Genomic DNA, 17,134 nt, shown 5'->3' with positions numbered 1-17,134 from the left:
AAACTTGCTCCACCGGCAATAAATTCGCCAATAGCTTCAGCTGGGTCCGTAGTCAAGACTATTAGTCGGACTCGCCGTATATGGGATATGGTTTCGGTGACAGCTGTGCTTGACCATATCTTTTCCACATAAAATTCATTAGTTAAAGAGTGTAGGACATACCTATCTTAAACGGGATGTAGTAACTTGTGCAGACAAGATATTATGATTACGTAGGGGGCTGATCTTCACTCTTTTTCTATCCTGCGGGATAAATCCAGAGGTTACATTATGATAGGGCAGTATAGTCACTACTAGAATGGAAGGAAGGATGACAACATGGGAATGCGTGGATATTACTTTGCTATGGATGACAACCTAGTGCAACAAATTGTTACAGGCGACATTGCATTGAATAGCTTGAAAATAGACGATTATCCCGGACTGGACATTGATAGATCCTGGGAGGCGATTCACTACTTGCTTTGTGGAGTTATTTCCGATGGAGATGCCCCTCTTAGTTATGTTGTTCCGCTGACATCAGACAAAGGCATCGATTTTGGCTCATTCGGGGCGTTTTCCTTACGTGCCAAGCAAGTTGCAGAAGCGCATCAGGTTATTTCTGAGCTGGATGAAGCGCAGCTCCGCTTGCGGTATGATTTCCCGGCCATGGTTAAGGAAGAAGTATATCCTCTTGAACCTGATATTGTTTCAGACGAGGATAAGGATGCGTTCTTTGCCTACCTGCTACAGCATTTTAACGAAATCCGGCGCTTCTACAGCCAAACTGTAGCCGAGGGCAAAGGTCTCATCTTTTATATTTTCTGATTCTAACCAAAAGACGACACACGTCTCCTGATTCCATTGAGCGAGATAAAAAATAGAACCTTGGACTGATGAAGATTATGACGATTTGAGAAATAATGACCAATTACGGGAAACGGTAGGTTCAATTAATCAATGAGACGAAGAGGGGGAAACAAAAATGAAGACGATCAAGTGTATGATGGACCACCTTTACTGGGCGGACGCACGAATCTTAGAAGCGCTCGAGGAGAGTGAGATGAAGAACAAGGACCTTCTGAAGCTGGTTCGGCATGTCGCGGTTGCGGAACGAGTCTGGCTGTCCCGATTGCAGGGCAAGGGTAGTGCGCAATATTCGTTGTGGGAGGAAGCAGAGGACCTGACGGCGATCCGAACGATGTTCGAAGAAAACGCCGAGCAATATCGTGTGTATATCGAAGGGCTCGAGGAATCTGATTTGGACGTGAGGGTCGATTATGCGAACCAGAACGGAGTCCCGTTCCAAACGTCCGTCCGGGATATCTTGTCGCAGGTCATTTTACATGGGCAATATCACCGGGGACAGATCAACCGGGCACTTCGGATGGAATTGGCAGAACCTGTCCAAGTCGATTACATCACGTTCGCCAGACTCTAACAGGGCCTAATCATCACCATTACCTGGAATGAGATGGGCATTGAACTCCTCCGAAATGATTTAGTTTACTCATGCAGGCTCATGAATTCGTAGGATTTTACCTTTAGCTAAATGTGAGATAAGAAGGAAATTGAAGAGGCGGTGGCTTGGAACAACTGTAAGGGCATGTGATTTTCACTCCCATGTCTCAACGGGTCCGAGCCCTTTTGTTTAATGCCTCCCGATACTCCATGCTTCTTGTCCATCCTGCGAATGCATGACACGCTTAAGCTGCTTGCGGAAATAACTTTGACAGAACGATAGGGTTATACACCGACCACTAAATGCAAAGAGGAAATCTGAGATTCAATATGTATTCCTTAACGATCCAAACGAAATAGTGGTACCGTTTCATGATGAGATTCCGAAATAGTAGGACCAAAACGTTTGAATTGTCATCTCTTTTCCGCAAGTAGAATCAAGCAATGCAAATTCCATTACTCTACAATGACTATAGAGTGGTTGAAACGAGGTGAACAGACCAATTGTACGAGTGGCACAAGCAAATCCAAATAATCGTTAATGAAATTGACGAGTGTATTAAGAATCGTAACAGTGAAGCAATAACGCTACGATTTCTTTCTCACAAGTTAGGTTATTCCGAATTTCATACTACGAGAAAATTTAAGGAAATATCGGGAATGCAATTTAGGGATTATCTACGGCATAGAAAATTAGCCTTTGCACTAAAAGAGGTTCGGGATAGTGAAAAGAGCATTTTGGATATTGCTTTTGATTATGGTTTTTCATCACATGAAGCTTTTACCAGGGCTTTCAAGGGAACATATGGTGTAACTCCAAGTGAATACCGGAAAAAGCCTATGCCTGTCGCCCTTCGTACAAAAATAAACTCTTTCGACCGCTACTTTTTCGGATTTGGAGAGATTGGTATGATGAAATCTACAGATGATCTTAACATTTATTTTGTAACCATTCCCACTCACAAATTTTTGCACATTAAAAACTATGAGAGTAATGGGTATTGGGATTTTTGGCAAAAGCAAAATCTTATTACAGGACAGGACTGCGAAACAATTTGCGGCTTACTCGATAGTATCAAGGGCAAATTGGATGACGATGGCGGGAGTGAATCTAACGGTGGCAGCGGTCAGATTATGGCTTACATTAATGACCCGGATGGCAGACTCTGCGATTGGGGTATTCCACGTACAGAGTGTTTTGGTGTACGTCTTCCTTTTGATTATAAAGGTGAAGTACCTCCACAAATGCTTATGATTGATGTTCTCGAAGCCGAGTATATTGTTTTTGAACATGGACCATTCAATTATGAGCAGGAAAATCGTAGTGTAGAGGAAAAGATGGAAAGGGCAATGGCAACTTTTAATTTTGCAGACACTGGTTACTGCTTTGATACTTCCCCTGGGAGAATCATTTACGTTTATCACGATCCGGAGCGGTTTTTGAAGTATATCAGGCCAGTAGTGAAGTTGACCTCTAAGCTAATCGAAACAGATTAAGCAGGTAAGTAAAAGGTTGGTGCTATGTGCTGATGAAGAAAATAAGCAGACCGGAGTGTAGTCTCCGCATTCATATCGTCGCATGATTAGTTAGATTATCTGCTTTAGAAGCAATATAAGTTTAAAGGTCCTTATTGTTGTTTGAATTATTGACAGATAGATCTGGAAAAGCCGTTCAGAGAACTGCCGGTTAGTGCGAGGCAGCGGATATCCGAATCCAAAAATCACCTCAGAGCTGTCCCCCGAATTATAGTAGATGGGACCGGGATTCTACCGTTACAAAGAAGCATCGTTGTTGGACGATGGCTTAGAGGACGTTTATTATAAACGTCAATCAGGGTGGTAACGCGGAGCAACTCCGTCCCTAATGGGATGGGTTTTTTTGCGTCTTCATTAATTAATTATTAAATTGGCAGGCGAAAAATCAACAAACCGTAAGAAGAACAATTGGTTCGAAAAATCCGGTAAAACGTTGAGCAGATGAAAGGGGGATATTGCAATGCAATTCAAGTTGTATACGGATGTGTATGAGTTTTATAATGATACCTATGGTATGTTGATGCGTCATGAAGCACAAAATTTGATTCCTCTTGGCAATATCATAATTGGACATGAAGGAAAAGACAAAACAGACTGGCGTGACCCTGTAAATTGGCTTATGGTAACGATTTCAGATGCTAGGGGCATACAACTTACCGCCATAATGACACCGCCACACAATATTACGCTTTATGCAACAGACAACATAATTAACCCAGAAGCTATAAACTGTCTGGTAGATGGGCTGAAAGACCGTGAAATTCCAGGTGTGATGACCGAAAAAACCTTGGCAGAGTATTTTGCCAAAGAATATACTTTGCGCAAGGGAACAACCTTTAAAACAATCATGACCCAACGTATATATGAACTTACGGCAGTAAACCCAGACATTCAAAAGGTTGGTATCGTTCGATTACTAGATAAAAAGGATATTCACTTTTTCCCTTACTGGGCTGAAGCATTTTATGCAGCGGGGAGTTATGGTAAAACAGAAATGTCCATCCCGCAAGATGCAGACCCTTACCTCTACCGAATAGCATCGAAAAAACTATATATTTTAGAGGACAACGGGATACCCGTTTCTATGGCAGGATATACAAGGGAGATGCAGACGGCTATTGGCGTGGCATTTGTATATACCCCTCCATATGAGCGCGGAAAGGGTTACGCAACTTCAATTGTGGCGCAAATAAGCCAACTTGCATTGGATAAAGGGTTTACTAGATGCGTCTTATATACCGACTTAGCAAATCCCACATCTAATAGCATTTATCAAAAGATAGGCTATATGCCAATCTGTGATTCGCTTCAGTTAAAATTTGAATAGTAGAATGATGCGGACAGAACTTCTACTACTTTTGAAAATAAGAGCAGAATATTCACTACGGATTGAAGATCTTGAAGGTCGATTGATCAAGCTTTGGGAGAAATATAGAGTTACAACCAAATGCAACTGTTTAACTCCGGGGTTGACGAGGTATAAAAAAATGAGTTGACATAAAAGTAGTTAGGGGCCATACTACATATATGAACAACAATAATAAAAAAATAAACGACATTGAGGCTATTCCCTCGCTTGTACAATCCAAGCGTCAGATTGATCGCTATAACCTAGACATAGACGCACAGGCTATACTCGTCGCGTCTAGGCTAATGGCAGCGGGAGCCATGCTTGGACACGCCTCGGAGATTCATTTCTCTAGATTCGGTTTATCAACAGGGCGTTATCGTTTATTGGCAGATCTTGAAGATAACGAAGGAGAAGAGTTGCCTTCGCAATTAGCGGAGCATCTAGGAGTTACACGTGCTACAGTGACTGGTCTTATCGACATTCTTGAACGAGATGGGCTAGTATCTCGGCGATTAAGCTCAGACGATGGCCGTCAGAAATCAGTCGTTTTAACGGAAGAAGGAGCGAAGAAGCTCCGTGAAATGGCTCCTGAGCATTTCGCTCGGCTGGAAGCTATGGTGGGGTTGCTCAACATCGAAGAACGCAGCGTATTTCTCGACTTGCTAGGTCGAGTTACACAAGGCATTTCAGCACTTACGGGCGAATTAGGCTCGAAACCAAAGGGGAAACATCAGTAATGAGTAGAATTGGGCTAGTGAAGCTAGCCTATTTTTACTCTTATATAGTTAGGCGCCTAATTATAGTTCGCTGAAATCAATCGTTGAACTATTTCAAAGAAGAAGGGAGCAAGTAAATGAAACAGATGAAATACCCGAATCAGACAGATGATGTTTACAGCATCAAGGCTGTTGGTTCCAAGAAAAAGACTTTTGTACTATGGCGTGAAGTTGTAATGGCCTATGCTGCTCCTGCCATTATGGCAGGTATCGGGGGATTGGTTACTGCAGATAGGGGGCTTCAAATAGCGGCATTGACCACTATTGGCGGTGCATCCGCCTTGATGGCCTTGATGATTGGACTTTTGTTGCATAGTCGAGTGGGCCATTTGCGATGGGTCATCGGTGCACCTCACTTGGTTGTGGTAGGGGTATTCGCAATGGCCGGGTCCTCATTTGGGCTATACGCTGCATGGGTGACATCTGTTGTAGTAGAAATTATGATACCGAGTAATCACTTGGTCTGGGTAAATCGTGTCTGGATCGATTTCCCGTTGTCTGGATTCATAGCGAGCACGATAGTGACATGGCGGTGGCGACTTGCCGTCACAACTAATTTTTCATCCAAAAGGAGAAGATAAAAATGATAGTTATTATGGGAGCAACAGGTACGATTGGAAGTGCGCTTTTGGAACGTTTGGTTGATCTTGGTGTACCTGTCAGGGCGCTGAGTAGAGAGCCAGAGAAGTTGCGTGATCAAATCGGAGAAAAAAGCCGATCAATTATCGAGGTCGCTTTTGTGGATGCTTCTGACCCTACATCGGTGCGCCGCGCGTTTACAGGTGCTAGCCAGCTCTTCCTTGCCATGTCCAACAGTCCAAGACAAATCGAATTGGAAACCTCAATCATTCAGATTGCCACCGAATCTGGAATCAAACATATCGTAAAAATATCCAGTCCAGCCTTTGAGCAGAGCGCTCCAGTGGCAGTGGCGGGCTGGCATCAAGAAATTGAGAACACGTTGAGAGTATCGGGTATCACCCATACCGTATTGCGCCCTTATGCGTTCATGCAAAATTTAATGCGCTTTGCACCAACGATCACAACCCAAAATGTTTTCTTCGGCTCTATGGGCGTTTCACCGTGTAACTTTATTGACTGTCGCGATATTGCAGACGTTGCCGCAGAAGTTCTGACCAACGACAAGGTATCAGGCCATATATATACGCTTACTGGTTCGGAGATTTTCAGTTATCCCCAGATCGCGAGTCGACTATCTGCCCTGCTTAATCGGCCGATAAGTTACATCAACATGGAACCTCAAGTACTACTCCGTAATCTTATTGAGCATGGGAATCTGCCTCCTTGGCTCGCGAACCACGTTGTGGAAATTCAAACCATGTCTAGGATGGTGCCAGAAAGTCCAAATGACACTGTGAAGCGTTTACTCGGCAGAGATCCACGCACACTAGACGCCTTTCTACATGAGTGTGTAGATAATTTCCGGTAGAGGCGGAGTCCACCTATTCTGATATTTGTATCGATAACAGTATTTTATTCCGATTCCCATATCTAAATGGTTCAGAGTGTATCCCAAAGGTCATAAAATGACTGCCGGGATGCACTCTTTTTATTATGTCCTAAGGAACTCAACTCATAGAACTAGTTCTTCTATAGCATTTATATCAGCATTACAAGAAATAAGCTAAAATTCGTCAATAAGTTAGTATTATTTACGAAATAACACTAAAAAAGCTAATAAAAAATTAACGAAAAATTCATATTATAAGATTAAGTTATATTAATAATAACTAGTTATGCTAACTAACGTAACTTTTTTTCTTGACAATCTTTGTGGAAAATTTTAGAATGTAAGCGATTACTCTTAGTTTCCTAAGTGATATTCAAAAGAAGACATTCGTAAGTTCACAAACAAACATCGGAGTTTAAATTTAGGGGGGCAAAGCATGAAAAGGTGAAGGATAACATCATAGATAACAAGATAATAAAATGTTAGTTTTTTTGTTTCATGACTATGTATGAGGGGGTTCACTTGAGGATGAAAAAAAAGAACGCGTTCTTAGCTCTACTTCTGTCATTTTCTTTGTTATCTGTGACTGCTTGCAGTAATTCCTCTAATAGTGCCAATGAGAACGGTAAAAATGCTGCAGGTAATAGCAATACTTCGGTAAAAGCAACCAGTGATGTGGGTCAAACGGCAGTTAAGAATGAGGGCGCTTCTGATCTTGAAATTAAAGCGGGAAGTTCGGTAACCGTTTTCAATCCAAAGATCCCGACGCTCGATCCTACACAATGGCAAGGACAAATTCTGGTAGGGCAAGGAACTTTGCTCGAAGGGCTTTATGGCTACAATCAGGATAATGAAATCGTTCCGAAAATTGCGACAGGTTATACCGTTTCAGATGACAAAAAAACTTGGACGTTTACCCTCCGTAAAGATGCCAAATGGTCAAATGGCGATCCTGTAACCGCCCATGATTTTTATTTTTCTTATATGTATCAATTGGATCCAGCTAACACAACCGCACAACTTTGGCTAAGCGTACTTAATTTTGTGAAGAACGGATATGCATACCATGCCGGATCTGTAAGTAAAGAAGAAGTTGGTCTAAAAGTAGTTGATGATTACACGCTGGAAATTACGACCACGCTGCCTCACGCTATTCTGGGGGATATGGTTCTTTCCGGGTCGATGCCTATGAATCCTAAAGCGGTCGAAGCGAACCCTGGTAAGTGGTTTGAACCGGGGAATTTTGTGAGCAACGGCCCTTACATGGTTAAATCTTTTACACCTAACGGTGAACTCGTCATGGTGAGCAATCCGAATTATGTAGGTGCAGCCGGCCAGCTTAATCACGGCAATGTAGAGACCATCCATGTTCTTCCGGCGACAACCGTGCCGGTGGAGGATTATATGTCCGGCCATGCAGATGTCGTTCTAATCCAAAGCGCGTCTGATTTACAATACGTGAAGAAAACGGAGGAGCTAAAGTCCCAGCTGTATACTGCAGCGACTTATGCGATCAAATATTTGCTCTGGAGCAACCCGACAACGGAATCTCCATATGACAAAAAAGAGGTGCGCCAGGCTATTGCCAAAGCGATCCAGCGTAAACCGATCGTAGAATCGGTGCTGAACGGCATGGGCGGGGCGACCAATATCTTTGCTTCACCAGGTTGGCCAACGGAAAAACTGGAGCAAGGACTTCCGGAAGATCTCGAGGCAGCCAAACAATTATTGAAGGATGCTGGTTATGAAGGCGGTAAAGGTCTGCCAACCCTATCGTTGTATGTTGGGGTCAAGCAAGTAGATGCTCAGGGTGAACAAATCGCTTTGGCGTTAGGTCAATTACTGCAACAAAATCTTGGTATCAAAACAGAGCTAGTTCAGCTCAATGAGGCGCAGTTTAACGCTTATCAGTACAGCGGACCTCAGGGCGATGCAAAACCAGGCTTTATTCTGGCGTCGGGCGCAACCAACTGGAGTGAACCAGGAAGTTTGGACATGGGTGCAACGCAGCAACTATATTCCATAGGAACACTGGATGCCCCGCTAGAAGCTACGAAACAATTCGTGGATTGGACCAAGGAAACTTATTATAAACCGGCCATTGAAAAATATGGGGATCCGGATAATAAGAACGCCGGTGTGGAATGGAGCGACTGGGCAGCATTAGAAAAAGCTGCTAAAGAGGATATCGCCTTTTTGGATAAATGGACAGCAGAGCAGCCTGCAGATTGGCAGCCTTATTTGAAACAACCGGGGCTTCCAACGGCCGCTGAACAATGGCAACAGATTGTAGACCTTTGGAAAAATGCTAAAAATAACGATGAAAAACATGCCGCCTTTGTAACCGCTTGGACCTTCGTAGCACCAAACGCGCCAGGTGGCAAGTTGAATCAAAATGCACTTGATGTACAGGTATATTACAACAGTTATCAATCTGATACCTTAAGAGATTTGAGAATGTGGCAAGCGCAATTCGTAAATGCGCTGACCGTCGAAGACGCTGCTCCTATCGCGGCTAAGGTAGTTAATAACCTGCTCGAAGAAGCTTATGCTGTTCCGTTGTATTATCAACAGCAATACTTCTTGGTAAAACCCGGCATTACAGGAGTGCAATCAAATCCTTGGGCATGGGGCAACTTCTATGGGCTACATCTTTTATCTGTAGAATAATCCTAAATGGGTTGAATAATTACCAATCACGGGCGCCAATTATGGTGCCCGTGAATCGGTAAAGGAGGGTCGGATTTGACCATATTGAAATTTATTTCAAAGCGCATTTTACAAATTATTATCACTTTAATCTTGGTCATTTCAGTTAGCTATACCATGATGTATTATTCACCTGGCGGTTTCATGAATACGAATACCATGGCTACGGCGCTGGCTCCGCTGCAAGGGCAAAACCCTGTTCTCTATCAACAAGTCATGGACCAGTTTCAAAGCCGGTATGGCTTGAATTTACCGCTGTGGCAACAAATCATGAAGTATATTTGGCATCAATTAACCTTCGATTTCGGTAATTCGATGCAGAATCCGTCTTTGCAAATTGCGACTCAACTGAAGCAGGCTTTGCCGATCAGTACACTTTTGGCCTTTGGATCTGTTGTTCTTTCGGTAATTATCGGGGTTCCGCTTGGCATTATTGCAGCACTCAAACGTAACACTTGGATTGATTATGTGGTAAGCACCATCTCATTGACGGGTCAGGCTATTCCGGCATTTGTTCTCGCGGTGATTATGGTTTTGTTATTTGGTGTTGTGTTTCAAGGGATTCTGCCCGTAACGGGATGGGGTCACTGGAGGCAAGCAATTTTGCCGATTATTTGTTTATCTGCGGCGAATGTCGGTGTTGTTGCCAGATATATGCGGGGCAGTCTGATCGAAACCATGAGGTCGGATTTTATGCGAACCGCAAAAGCTAAGGGTGTCAAATATTGGCCGATGATTTTTAAGCATGGTGTCAAAAACTCGCTGACTGCGATGATAACCGTCATCGGACCTCAATTTGCTTTTACCGTGATGGGCACGATCTGGGTGGAGCAAATTTTCGCCATTCCAGCGCTTGGTCAGGTGATGCAGACGGCATTTACCAGTTTCGACTATCCGCTCGCCATCACATCTGTATTTCTGCTGGGATCCATGATTATGATTATGAATTTACTCGTTGACATTATTTATGCCTTTATTGATCCGCGTGTCAGATTATAAGCGGCACAGACTATACGAACCTAGGAGGGGGAGCAATTGGCTGGCACAGTTGCAGCAACTCAATCGGATGTAGCTTTGAAGAGAAAAAAGAATCTTCAGAGATCCCAGTTTTATCAAGGTTGGAAGCGATTTAAAAGACATCGTCTTGCCGTTATTGGTTTGGTCTGGGTTATCCTTTTTTTGATCGCGGGGATCATTGGACCTTGGGTGGCCCCATATGACTATCGCACGGGAGATTTTTTGGCCATCAATCAAGGGCCGACCTGGCAGCATATTTTTGGTACGGATAATGTAGGGCATGACATGTTCAGCCAGATTCTGTTCAGTGTTCGAAGCGCTCTGATTATTGCTTTTGGCGCGACTTTGGTCAGCTTCATCATCGGGATCATATTGGGCTTGTGGGCCGGATTGCGCGGCGGAATCGCCGATATGATTATTATGCGTGCTGTGGATTTTATGATGACCTTGCCGGGATTTTTGTTCGCCTTGATATTAGTCATTATGCTGGGACGTGGGTATTTATCTTTGATTCTAGCAATTGGAATTCCGGGTTGGGCGGGGTATGCACGCTTGATCCGAAGTCTGGTCCTAAGTATGCGGGACGGGGAGATGGTGGAAGCGGCAAGAGCGTTAGGCGCATCTCAGGCGCATATTGCCAGACGGTATATGTTGCCGAATGTTATCGGCAGTATGGGTGTCTCTCTCGCCTTCGGGATTCCCGGTGATCTCATCCAGATTGCAGGCTTAAGTATTTTTGGCATGGGGCTTCGGCCGCCAATCCCTTCATTTGGGAGTATGATTGCTCAAGCCAGTGAGAATATTCTCGGCTTTCCATGGCTGCTGTATTTTCCGGCAGGTATCTTTGCAATAACCTTGCTTTCGTTTCTGTTTGTAGCAGACGGTCTCCAGGAAGCATTCAGTCCGAAAGGAGGCAATTAATATGGGTGAACCGCTACTTTCTATTGATGACCTTCATGTGAAGTTCTCCCGGAGTGAAGATGAAGTTTATGCCGTAAACGGCGTCAGTTTTTCGATCAATGAAAATGAATCCTTGGGGATTGTTGGTGAAAGTGGCTCTGGTAAGTCCGTTACATTGATGTCATCAATTGGGCTCATCCGTGAAAATGGAAAAATAACATCGGGGACAGCTCAGTTTAATGGTAAGGACTTACTTAAAATGCGTCCCAAACAATTAGAAGATATTCGTGGACGTGACATCGGCGTTGTTTTTCAAGATCCGATGACCAGCTTGAACCCGATCATGCGTATTGGGGATCAAATTATGGAAGCCATGCTGACACATCAATATGCAAACCGGAAGGAAGCTTTTGACCGAACCATTCAGCTCTTGCATGAAATGGGGATTCCGGATCCTAAATCACGGTTTAAAAGTTATCCTCACGAATTTTCCGGGGGGATGCGCCAACGTATCATGATTGCTATTGCTTTGGCATGTGAACCGCAATTATTGATTGCCGATGAGCCAACAACCGCGCTTGATGTCACTGTGCAGATGCAGATTCTTGCACTATTGCAGGAATTGCGCAGAAAACATGGGATGAGCGTAGTGATGGTAACGCATGATTTTGGCCTTGCGACCAACTTTTGTGACAAAATCATTGTGATGTACGGGGGCCAAATCATGGAGAAAGCCACTACGGACAAGTTCATAAGTGAGGCGGCGCATCCCTATTCACTTGGATTGAAACGCTCCATTATCGAAGTGGGCCACAAGGGAAAAGAAATAATGCCTATTCCAAAGACGGCAAAGACACTTACACAGACATTGACCGGCTGCCCATTTGCCGATCGTTGCTTCTATACAACTGAACGGTGTCAGAATGAAGTTCCCAAGCTTCGTGATTTTAGCACCGATCATCAGATCGCCTGCCATCATGCTGAGGAGGTCGCTTCCTATGCCCAATAATCCGCTCTTGCGCGTAGAAAATGTCTCGAAAACTTTTCGGGTACAAGGAAAAAAGCTGCATGCCATCGAGAATGTTTCTTTTACCCTGGAAGCGGGGAAAACACTGGGGCTTGTTGGGGAAAGTGGCTCAGGAAAATCAACCTTAGGGCGAATGGTTCTGCGTCTACTCGAATCTGACAAAGGAAAAATATTTTTTGAGGACGTGGAGCTCTCAAAGGCAAATAAAGAGAAGCTGCGGGCGATGCGCCGGGATATGCAAATTATTTTCCAGGATCCCAAGGCGAGCCTCAGTCCGAGAATGACGGTAGGAGACGCTATTGAAGATGCAATGGCTATCCACAAAATCGGAACTAAAGTAAGCCGGCATGAGCGTGTGATCGAACTACTTGAGCGGGTCGGTTTGCCTTCTGAAGTCCAATACGCTTATCCGCATGAACTGTCAGGGGGACAATTGCAGCGGGTTGGGATTGCCAGAGCGTTGTCACTGAATCCCAAATTGCTCATTTGTGATGAACCGGTGTCCGCATTGGATGTATCTATTCAGGTTCAAGTCATTCAACTACTAAAGGATTTGCAGAAGGAGTTTAACCTGACTTATATCTTTATTTCGCATAATTTGGCAGTAGTGGAGTATTTGAGTGATGATATCGCGGTTCTTTATTTAGGAGAGGTGGTTGAGCAAGCTCCGGCGGATGAATTGTTCAAGAAACCTACGCATCCTTACACGCAGGTCCTGCTAAATTCGATTTTGAAGATTCCGGATAGTGTGGAGCAGAAGCAGCAGATGGTATCGATTCAAGGCGAGGTGCCATCACCGCTTAATCCACCAAGTGGTTGCACTTTTCATCCGCGGTGTTCTTATGCCTCGGATGTATGTATGGCTGTCAAGCCTGAACGGAAAATCGTGTCAGAAGGCCATAGTGCCGTGTGTCATTTGGTAGAATAAGCAGTGGCTTAATTAAGTAATCAGCAGATGACTTCTGTTTATCACAGAAGTCATCTTTTTTAATTCATACACACAAAAAAGCCCTGTAAGAAGGTCACTTTTTTCAAAGTGAACAGCTTATAGGGCGCAGTTTAAAGACTGATTACTGCTTGGCAATCGCTGCTGCTAACCCTTCATAGGAAGAATCCTGAAGCAGCACTCCGTTCACCATAAATTTAGGAGTACCGTTGACTCCGTAGGAACCAGCGATCTTAAAGTCTTCTTTTACATCGAACATGTAGGTATGATTCTTGAGATCTGTTTCAAATTGGGCGTAATCAATGCCCTCGATGTTATTCTTAACGAATTTTAAAATGAATTTCTGAGTGGCCCAAATTTCGCTCTCATCGCCTTGATTAGCGTACAGCTTATGAAGGTATTCCCAGAACTTCTCGTTGCTTTGCTTGTAGATGGCTTCGCCGGCGCTAGCGGCAAGATAAGAGTCCCGGTCCAAAAATGCAAAGTTCATGAAGAAAAGTTCCACTTTTCCGGTATCTACGTAGTCTTTAATAAAAGTATCCAGATACTTTTCAGTCCACATTTTGCAGGCGGGACATTTGAAATCTGCGAATTCGATAACTTTAACTTTGGCATCAGGACTTCCAAGATGAGGTTGCTTCTCATATTTCAGCCCATCAACAACAATGCTTCCCTTTACGTCGGTGTAGTTGGGTAGATCTGCTGTATCATCAGTCTTATTGCTTAAGATGAAAACAATTACAGCGAGAAGGATTACAACAACGACACCTAATATCATGGGAAGCAAAGGTCTTTTGGTCTGAGATTGTTTAGCTGACACTTTCTTATTCATATCTCACCTCCTAGACAATATAGGAATACTATAAAAATAGTATAATCATCCAGTAGGTAGTGAAGATATGTCATTTGTAACAATGCTACGTAACGTTGTAGCTAGTTATTAGTTTTTGAATTTAGCGGCTGAGCGAATGACAGGGGGCACCTCGTGGATGGACGAAATAGTCATCACGGCTTGCTGCATCTCTTGCTCCAGCTCGATAAGGTTATAGCTCCATTCATTTTGCTGCTTCAGGTAAATACTGTTGATGCCTGCGGTAACTGCGGGAAGTACATCTGTACGTAACGAGTTGCCAATCATCCAGGTACGTTTGCGGTCAAAGCTTTGGGTAGCCAAAATATTTTCAAGCGCCTCAACATTTTTATGCTTCCGAATATAGATACGATCGTCAAAATAAGCATCCAGCTTCATTTGTTCAATTTTACGTTGCTGAATGGTGTCGTCCCCGCCAGTATACAAGAATAAATGGTGACCCTCTTGCTTCAGCGTATCGAGTGTTTCAACCATGCCAGGGTAAGCTTCAATTTCTTGGTCATAGACGCTTAGGCCGAGCTTGTGTAATTGCTGCTCTTGAAAGCGATCTGTCGGACGGTTATATTTGGCGCAGAAATAACGGTAGGTGGCGATTAAGGATTTGGGAAAGTTGTCGCTGGCCAGGCCACTTGTGTTGACGGTATCAACATCAATTTCTATTTGCTTGCTGCGTAATTCACTGGTGCTTGGACCAAATTCATTAAACCAATCAGTCATGAGCTCGAAATATTGCCCTAAAATTAAATCGAAATATTTGTTGCAATGAACCAGCGTATCATCTAGATCGAAAATTACTTGTTGAGTTGTGTATTTCATATCTCTCACTCCTTGGATCTGTATCTGTATAGTGTTCTATAGGTGAATATAAGATTCTAGAAACATTTGAAGCTCAGAAGCGCCGTCTGGACGGATACTGAAGCGCTCGTCTTGTTCCCCGCGAAGATGGATACGGAGTAAACCGGCTACGCGTAGGATCATTAGGTGATGCATAAGCATTTCTCTGGATTGATTTAGATCGGACTGCATCTCCCATAGAGATTTGGGTTCATGGGCGACATACCGAAGCAATCGGAGTCTGGTTGGATCTGACAGTGCCTTGGTCATGCGCAATAGCACCATCGGTGGTTCATTTTCATCTTCCAATGGCACATCTACAGGATACTGTACAATCACCATAGTTTTGTAGAAGCAGTAGGTGTTAATTGGTCGATTATGAACGGTAGGCAATAATACTATAGTCTTAAGATCCCGTATATCCTCGAAAACTACACCACCGGATGCATATTCAATTAAAGAAATAGGGTCCATTTTGCTTTCCAGCATTTTTTTCTCAGAGGCATCTTCAATTAATAACGGTAAAATCTTGTGTTCTACATGACGAAAATATTGCTCATACCAGAGTCTAAGAAGCGGACTATAGCTGCTCTTGATCCGGGAAGCTTCATCTATGGTGAAATCATGAATTAACGGTGCGATCTGCTGATAACACTCTTCTATAGAAGCTGAATCCAGATCATCCAGGAAATGCAGCACTGATGTTGCGGGCCCTCGGCTGTAAACCCAAGCATATAACACATCATAATCTGTAAATGGCCACTCGGCAGCTTGCATGAGAGCTGTTACTTTATGAGGAGTAATGCGATCTTCCACATCACTAACCCAGTGGGGACCGAGGTCTAAATTGGAGATCCATTTTCTGGTTACATATATCATAAAACTGTCCAACAGTTCATAAACCGGCGATACGTCGATTTTTAATTCGTAATCCATGTAACATGCACCCCCAGAAATCCGTAACTTCTCATATTATCTCTTGTTTTGAAGAGGGTTGTCCACTATAATGTTCGGTGTTTGCCAATTGGCGTTAGATCACATCATTGTTTTTATTATAGGGGGATATCATCCGTGTCAGACCGGCTTAAAGTATCTATACGAAGTAATAGCAAAATGACTTTCATGATTCTTATTACCGCTACTATAGCCGCAGGGCTTAGCCAAGGGCTGTTGCTGCCCATTCTATCCATTCTTTTGGAGCAAAAAGGAGTCTCCTCGTCACTGAACGGATTGAATGCTGCTGCACTATACATAGGATCATTTGGGATGACCTTGATTGCTGAACGTGTTCTTGGAGCGGTTGGATTTAAAAAATTGATAGCTGGTGGGATTAGTTTAGTCTTAGTAAGCTTGCTCATGTTTCCCTTTTTTACAGGGATCAAGGTATGGTTTGTATTGCGTCTGCTTGTGGGTGTGGGCGATGCTGCGATTAATTACGGGGCCCAGCTTTGGGTTCTGCTTATGACACCTGCCGAGCATCGCGGGCGTAATCTTTCACTATATGGTATGTCCTATGGTCTGGGTTTTAGCTTGGGACCACTTGGGATTAGTCTGCTGCGTTATGGACAGGCCGTGCCTTTTATTGTTCTCGCATTTCTATTTTTGTTAGTCTTAATCCTTGTGACTACAATTCTGCCGGATTCCCGGCCAGATAAAGCGGAGAGTGGTGAAAGCCAGGTTCGCCGTTTCGGTCGTTGTTACAGCTTAGCCTGGTTCGCTTTAATTCCAGCCCTTTTATATGGCTTTATGGAAGCCAGCTTAAATAGCAGCTTTCCGGTATATGGTCTGCGTATCGGTTACAGCACAGATCAAATTGCAGCGTTATTGCCTTTTGCGGGGATTGGAGGACTGCTTCTGCAGTTTCCATTAGGTCTGTGGAGCGACCGGTTTGGCCGCAAGCGGGTACTGATTATTGCCGGGATCGGAGGCGGGATCGCCTTTGCGATGTTGCCGCTGGCAGGTGATCATTTTACGCTGACAATGGTACTTCTGATGATCGCAGGAGGATTAGTGGGCTCCTTTTTCTCATTAGGGCTAAGTCTGGCCGCGGATATTTTGCCACGACATCTACTGCCTGCTGCTAATGTGGTTGCTTCTTTCCATTTTAGTATTGGCAGTATTATCGGCCCCGGCATTGGTGGTTTGTTGCTGCAAGTGGGCTTAAGCGGCGGTATTTTTGCCCTGATGGGTGGTTTATATATCGTGTTCGGCTTGCTTGGGTTATTATTCTCGCCACAACCTAGAAATTGAGGTAAG

The 17,134-nt window shown here is 43.9% G+C and carries 16 protein-coding genes; 13 read left to right on the top strand and 3 right to left on the bottom strand.

The annotated features are described in order from the left end of the window. Window positions 1-318 precede the first annotated feature (318 nt). The 12 genes from MHB37_RS17980 to MHB37_RS17925 all read left to right on the top strand — a co-directional run bounded on the left by MHB37_RS17980 (window position 319) and on the right by MHB37_RS17925 (window position 13,155). Window positions 319-807, top strand: a complete 489-nt coding sequence (locus tag MHB37_RS17980; protein WP_076130031.1) for a YfbM family protein — start codon at window positions 319-321, stop codon at window positions 805-807. Window positions 808-964: 157 nt separating this feature from the next. Further along, window positions 965-1,420, top strand: a complete 456-nt coding sequence (locus MHB37_RS17975; protein WP_076304099.1) for a DinB family protein — start codon at window positions 965-967, stop codon at window positions 1,418-1,420. Window positions 1,421-1,944: 524 nt separating this feature from the next. After that, complete coding sequence (locus MHB37_RS17970) at window positions 1,945-2,937, top strand: helix-turn-helix transcriptional regulator (RefSeq protein WP_341164768.1); 993 nt, start codon at window positions 1,945-1,947, stop codon at window positions 2,935-2,937. A 499-nt stretch (window positions 2,938-3,436) separates the two neighbouring features. Beyond that, complete coding sequence (locus MHB37_RS17965) at window positions 3,437-4,303, top strand: GNAT family N-acetyltransferase (protein ID WP_076190195.1); 867 nt, start codon at window positions 3,437-3,439, stop codon at window positions 4,301-4,303. A 200-nt stretch (window positions 4,304-4,503) separates the two neighbouring features. After that, window positions 4,504-5,064, top strand: a complete 561-nt coding sequence (locus MHB37_RS17960; protein ID WP_076279322.1) for a MarR family winged helix-turn-helix transcriptional regulator — start codon at window positions 4,504-4,506, stop codon at window positions 5,062-5,064. A gap of 125 nt (window positions 5,065-5,189) precedes the next feature. After that, on the top strand, window positions 5,190-5,684 hold the full coding sequence (locus MHB37_RS17955) for a hypothetical protein (RefSeq protein ID WP_076279369.1): 495 nt from the start codon (window positions 5,190-5,192) through the stop codon (window positions 5,682-5,684). A gap of 2 nt (window positions 5,685-5,686) precedes the next feature. Beyond that, window positions 5,687-6,553, top strand: a complete 867-nt coding sequence (locus MHB37_RS17950) for an SDR family oxidoreductase (protein ID WP_280753130.1) — start codon at window positions 5,687-5,689, stop codon at window positions 6,551-6,553. 549 nt (window positions 6,554-7,102) lie between these two features. Then, a complete protein-coding gene (locus tag MHB37_RS17945; RefSeq protein ID WP_076130036.1) occupies window positions 7,103-9,244 on the top strand; it encodes a peptide ABC transporter substrate-binding protein in 2,142 nt (713 codons plus the stop codon). A gap of 75 nt (window positions 9,245-9,319) precedes the next feature. After that, window positions 9,320-10,282 carry an ABC transporter permease gene (locus tag MHB37_RS17940; protein WP_036687660.1) on the top strand — a complete coding sequence of 321 codons (963 nt, stop codon included), beginning with the start codon at window positions 9,320-9,322 and terminating at the stop codon, window positions 10,280-10,282. Between the two features lie 36 nt (window positions 10,283-10,318). Next, window positions 10,319-11,221 (top strand): ABC transporter permease, encoded by a 903-nt coding sequence (locus MHB37_RS17935; protein ID WP_081383373.1) that lies wholly within the window; start codon window positions 10,319-10,321, stop codon window positions 11,219-11,221. Window position 11,222: 1 nt separating this feature from the next. Continuing rightward, window positions 11,223-12,209, top strand: coding sequence for an ABC transporter ATP-binding protein (locus MHB37_RS17930; RefSeq protein ID WP_036687658.1), 987 nt, complete (start codon window positions 11,223-11,225; stop codon window positions 12,207-12,209). After that, window positions 12,199-13,155: an ABC transporter ATP-binding protein gene (locus tag MHB37_RS17925; protein WP_076184417.1), complete on the top strand. Its 957-nt coding sequence runs from the start codon at window positions 12,199-12,201 to the stop codon at window positions 13,153-13,155. The genes MHB37_RS17930 and MHB37_RS17925 overlap by 11 nt, the downstream gene beginning before the upstream one ends. 142 nt (window positions 13,156-13,297) lie before the next feature. Here the strand turns inward: MHB37_RS17925 and MHB37_RS17920 are convergent, their stop codons facing one another. From MHB37_RS17920 to MHB37_RS17910, 3 genes are all read right to left on the bottom strand, one after another. Next, a complete protein-coding gene (locus MHB37_RS17920) occupies window positions 13,298-14,005 on the bottom strand; it encodes a thioredoxin domain-containing protein (RefSeq protein ID WP_339243690.1) in 708 nt (235 codons plus the stop codon). Between the two features lie 108 nt (window positions 14,006-14,113). Next, window positions 14,114-14,860, bottom strand: coding sequence for an HAD family hydrolase (locus MHB37_RS17915; RefSeq protein WP_076098782.1), 747 nt, complete (start codon window positions 14,858-14,860; stop codon window positions 14,114-14,116). Window positions 14,861-14,896: 36 nt separating this feature from the next. Continuing rightward, window positions 14,897-15,814, bottom strand: coding sequence for a helix-turn-helix transcriptional regulator (locus MHB37_RS17910; RefSeq protein WP_036687649.1), 918 nt, complete (start codon window positions 15,812-15,814; stop codon window positions 14,897-14,899). Window positions 15,815-15,991: 177 nt separating this feature from the next. On the opposite strand from MHB37_RS17910, the gene MHB37_RS17905 reads away from it, so the two are divergent. Then, complete coding sequence (locus tag MHB37_RS17905; RefSeq protein WP_341004285.1) at window positions 15,992-17,128, top strand: MFS transporter; 1,137 nt, start codon at window positions 15,992-15,994, stop codon at window positions 17,126-17,128. Window positions 17,129-17,134 lie beyond the last annotated feature (6 nt).

Source organism: Paenibacillus sp. FSL H3-0286 (assembly GCF_045040705.1).
Taxonomy (GTDB): domain Bacteria; phylum Bacillota; class Bacilli; order Paenibacillales; family Paenibacillaceae; genus Paenibacillus_AQ; species Paenibacillus_AQ odorifer.
This window is presented reverse-complemented; position numbering and strand designations above follow the sequence as displayed.

Coding starts and splice junctions, on each gene's coding strand:
- MHB37_RS17975 (WP_076304099.1), top strand. CDS start 965: ATGAAGACGATCAAGTGTATGATGGACCACCTTTACTGGGCGGACGCA.
- MHB37_RS17945 (WP_076130036.1), top strand. CDS start 7,103: ATGAAAAAAAAGAACGCGTTCTTAGCTCTACTTCTGTCATTTTCTTTG.
- MHB37_RS17965 (WP_076190195.1), top strand. CDS start 3,437: ATGCAATTCAAGTTGTATACGGATGTGTATGAGTTTTATAATGATACC.
- MHB37_RS17980 (WP_076130031.1), top strand. CDS start 319: ATGGGAATGCGTGGATATTACTTTGCTATGGATGACAACCTAGTGCAA.
- MHB37_RS17915 (WP_076098782.1), bottom strand. CDS start 14,860: ATGAAATACACAACTCAACAAGTAATTTTCGATCTAGATGATACGCTG.
- MHB37_RS17950 (WP_280753130.1), top strand. CDS start 5,687: ATGATAGTTATTATGGGAGCAACAGGTACGATTGGAAGTGCGCTTTTG.
- MHB37_RS17905 (WP_341004285.1), top strand. CDS start 15,992: ATGACTTTCATGATTCTTATTACCGCTACTATAGCCGCAGGGCTTAGC.
- MHB37_RS17960 (WP_076279322.1), top strand. CDS start 4,504: ATGAACAACAATAATAAAAAAATAAACGACATTGAGGCTATTCCCTCG.
- MHB37_RS17930 (WP_036687658.1), top strand. CDS start 11,223: ATGGGTGAACCGCTACTTTCTATTGATGACCTTCATGTGAAGTTCTCC.
- MHB37_RS17920 (WP_339243690.1), bottom strand. CDS start 14,005: ATGAATAAGAAAGTGTCAGCTAAACAATCTCAGACCAAAAGACCTTTG.
- MHB37_RS17925 (WP_076184417.1), top strand. CDS start 12,199: ATGCCCAATAATCCGCTCTTGCGCGTAGAAAATGTCTCGAAAACTTTT.
- MHB37_RS17910 (WP_036687649.1), bottom strand. CDS start 15,814: ATGGATTACGAATTAAAAATCGACGTATCGCCGGTTTATGAACTGTTG.
- MHB37_RS17955 (WP_076279369.1), top strand. CDS start 5,190: ATGAAATACCCGAATCAGACAGATGATGTTTACAGCATCAAGGCTGTT.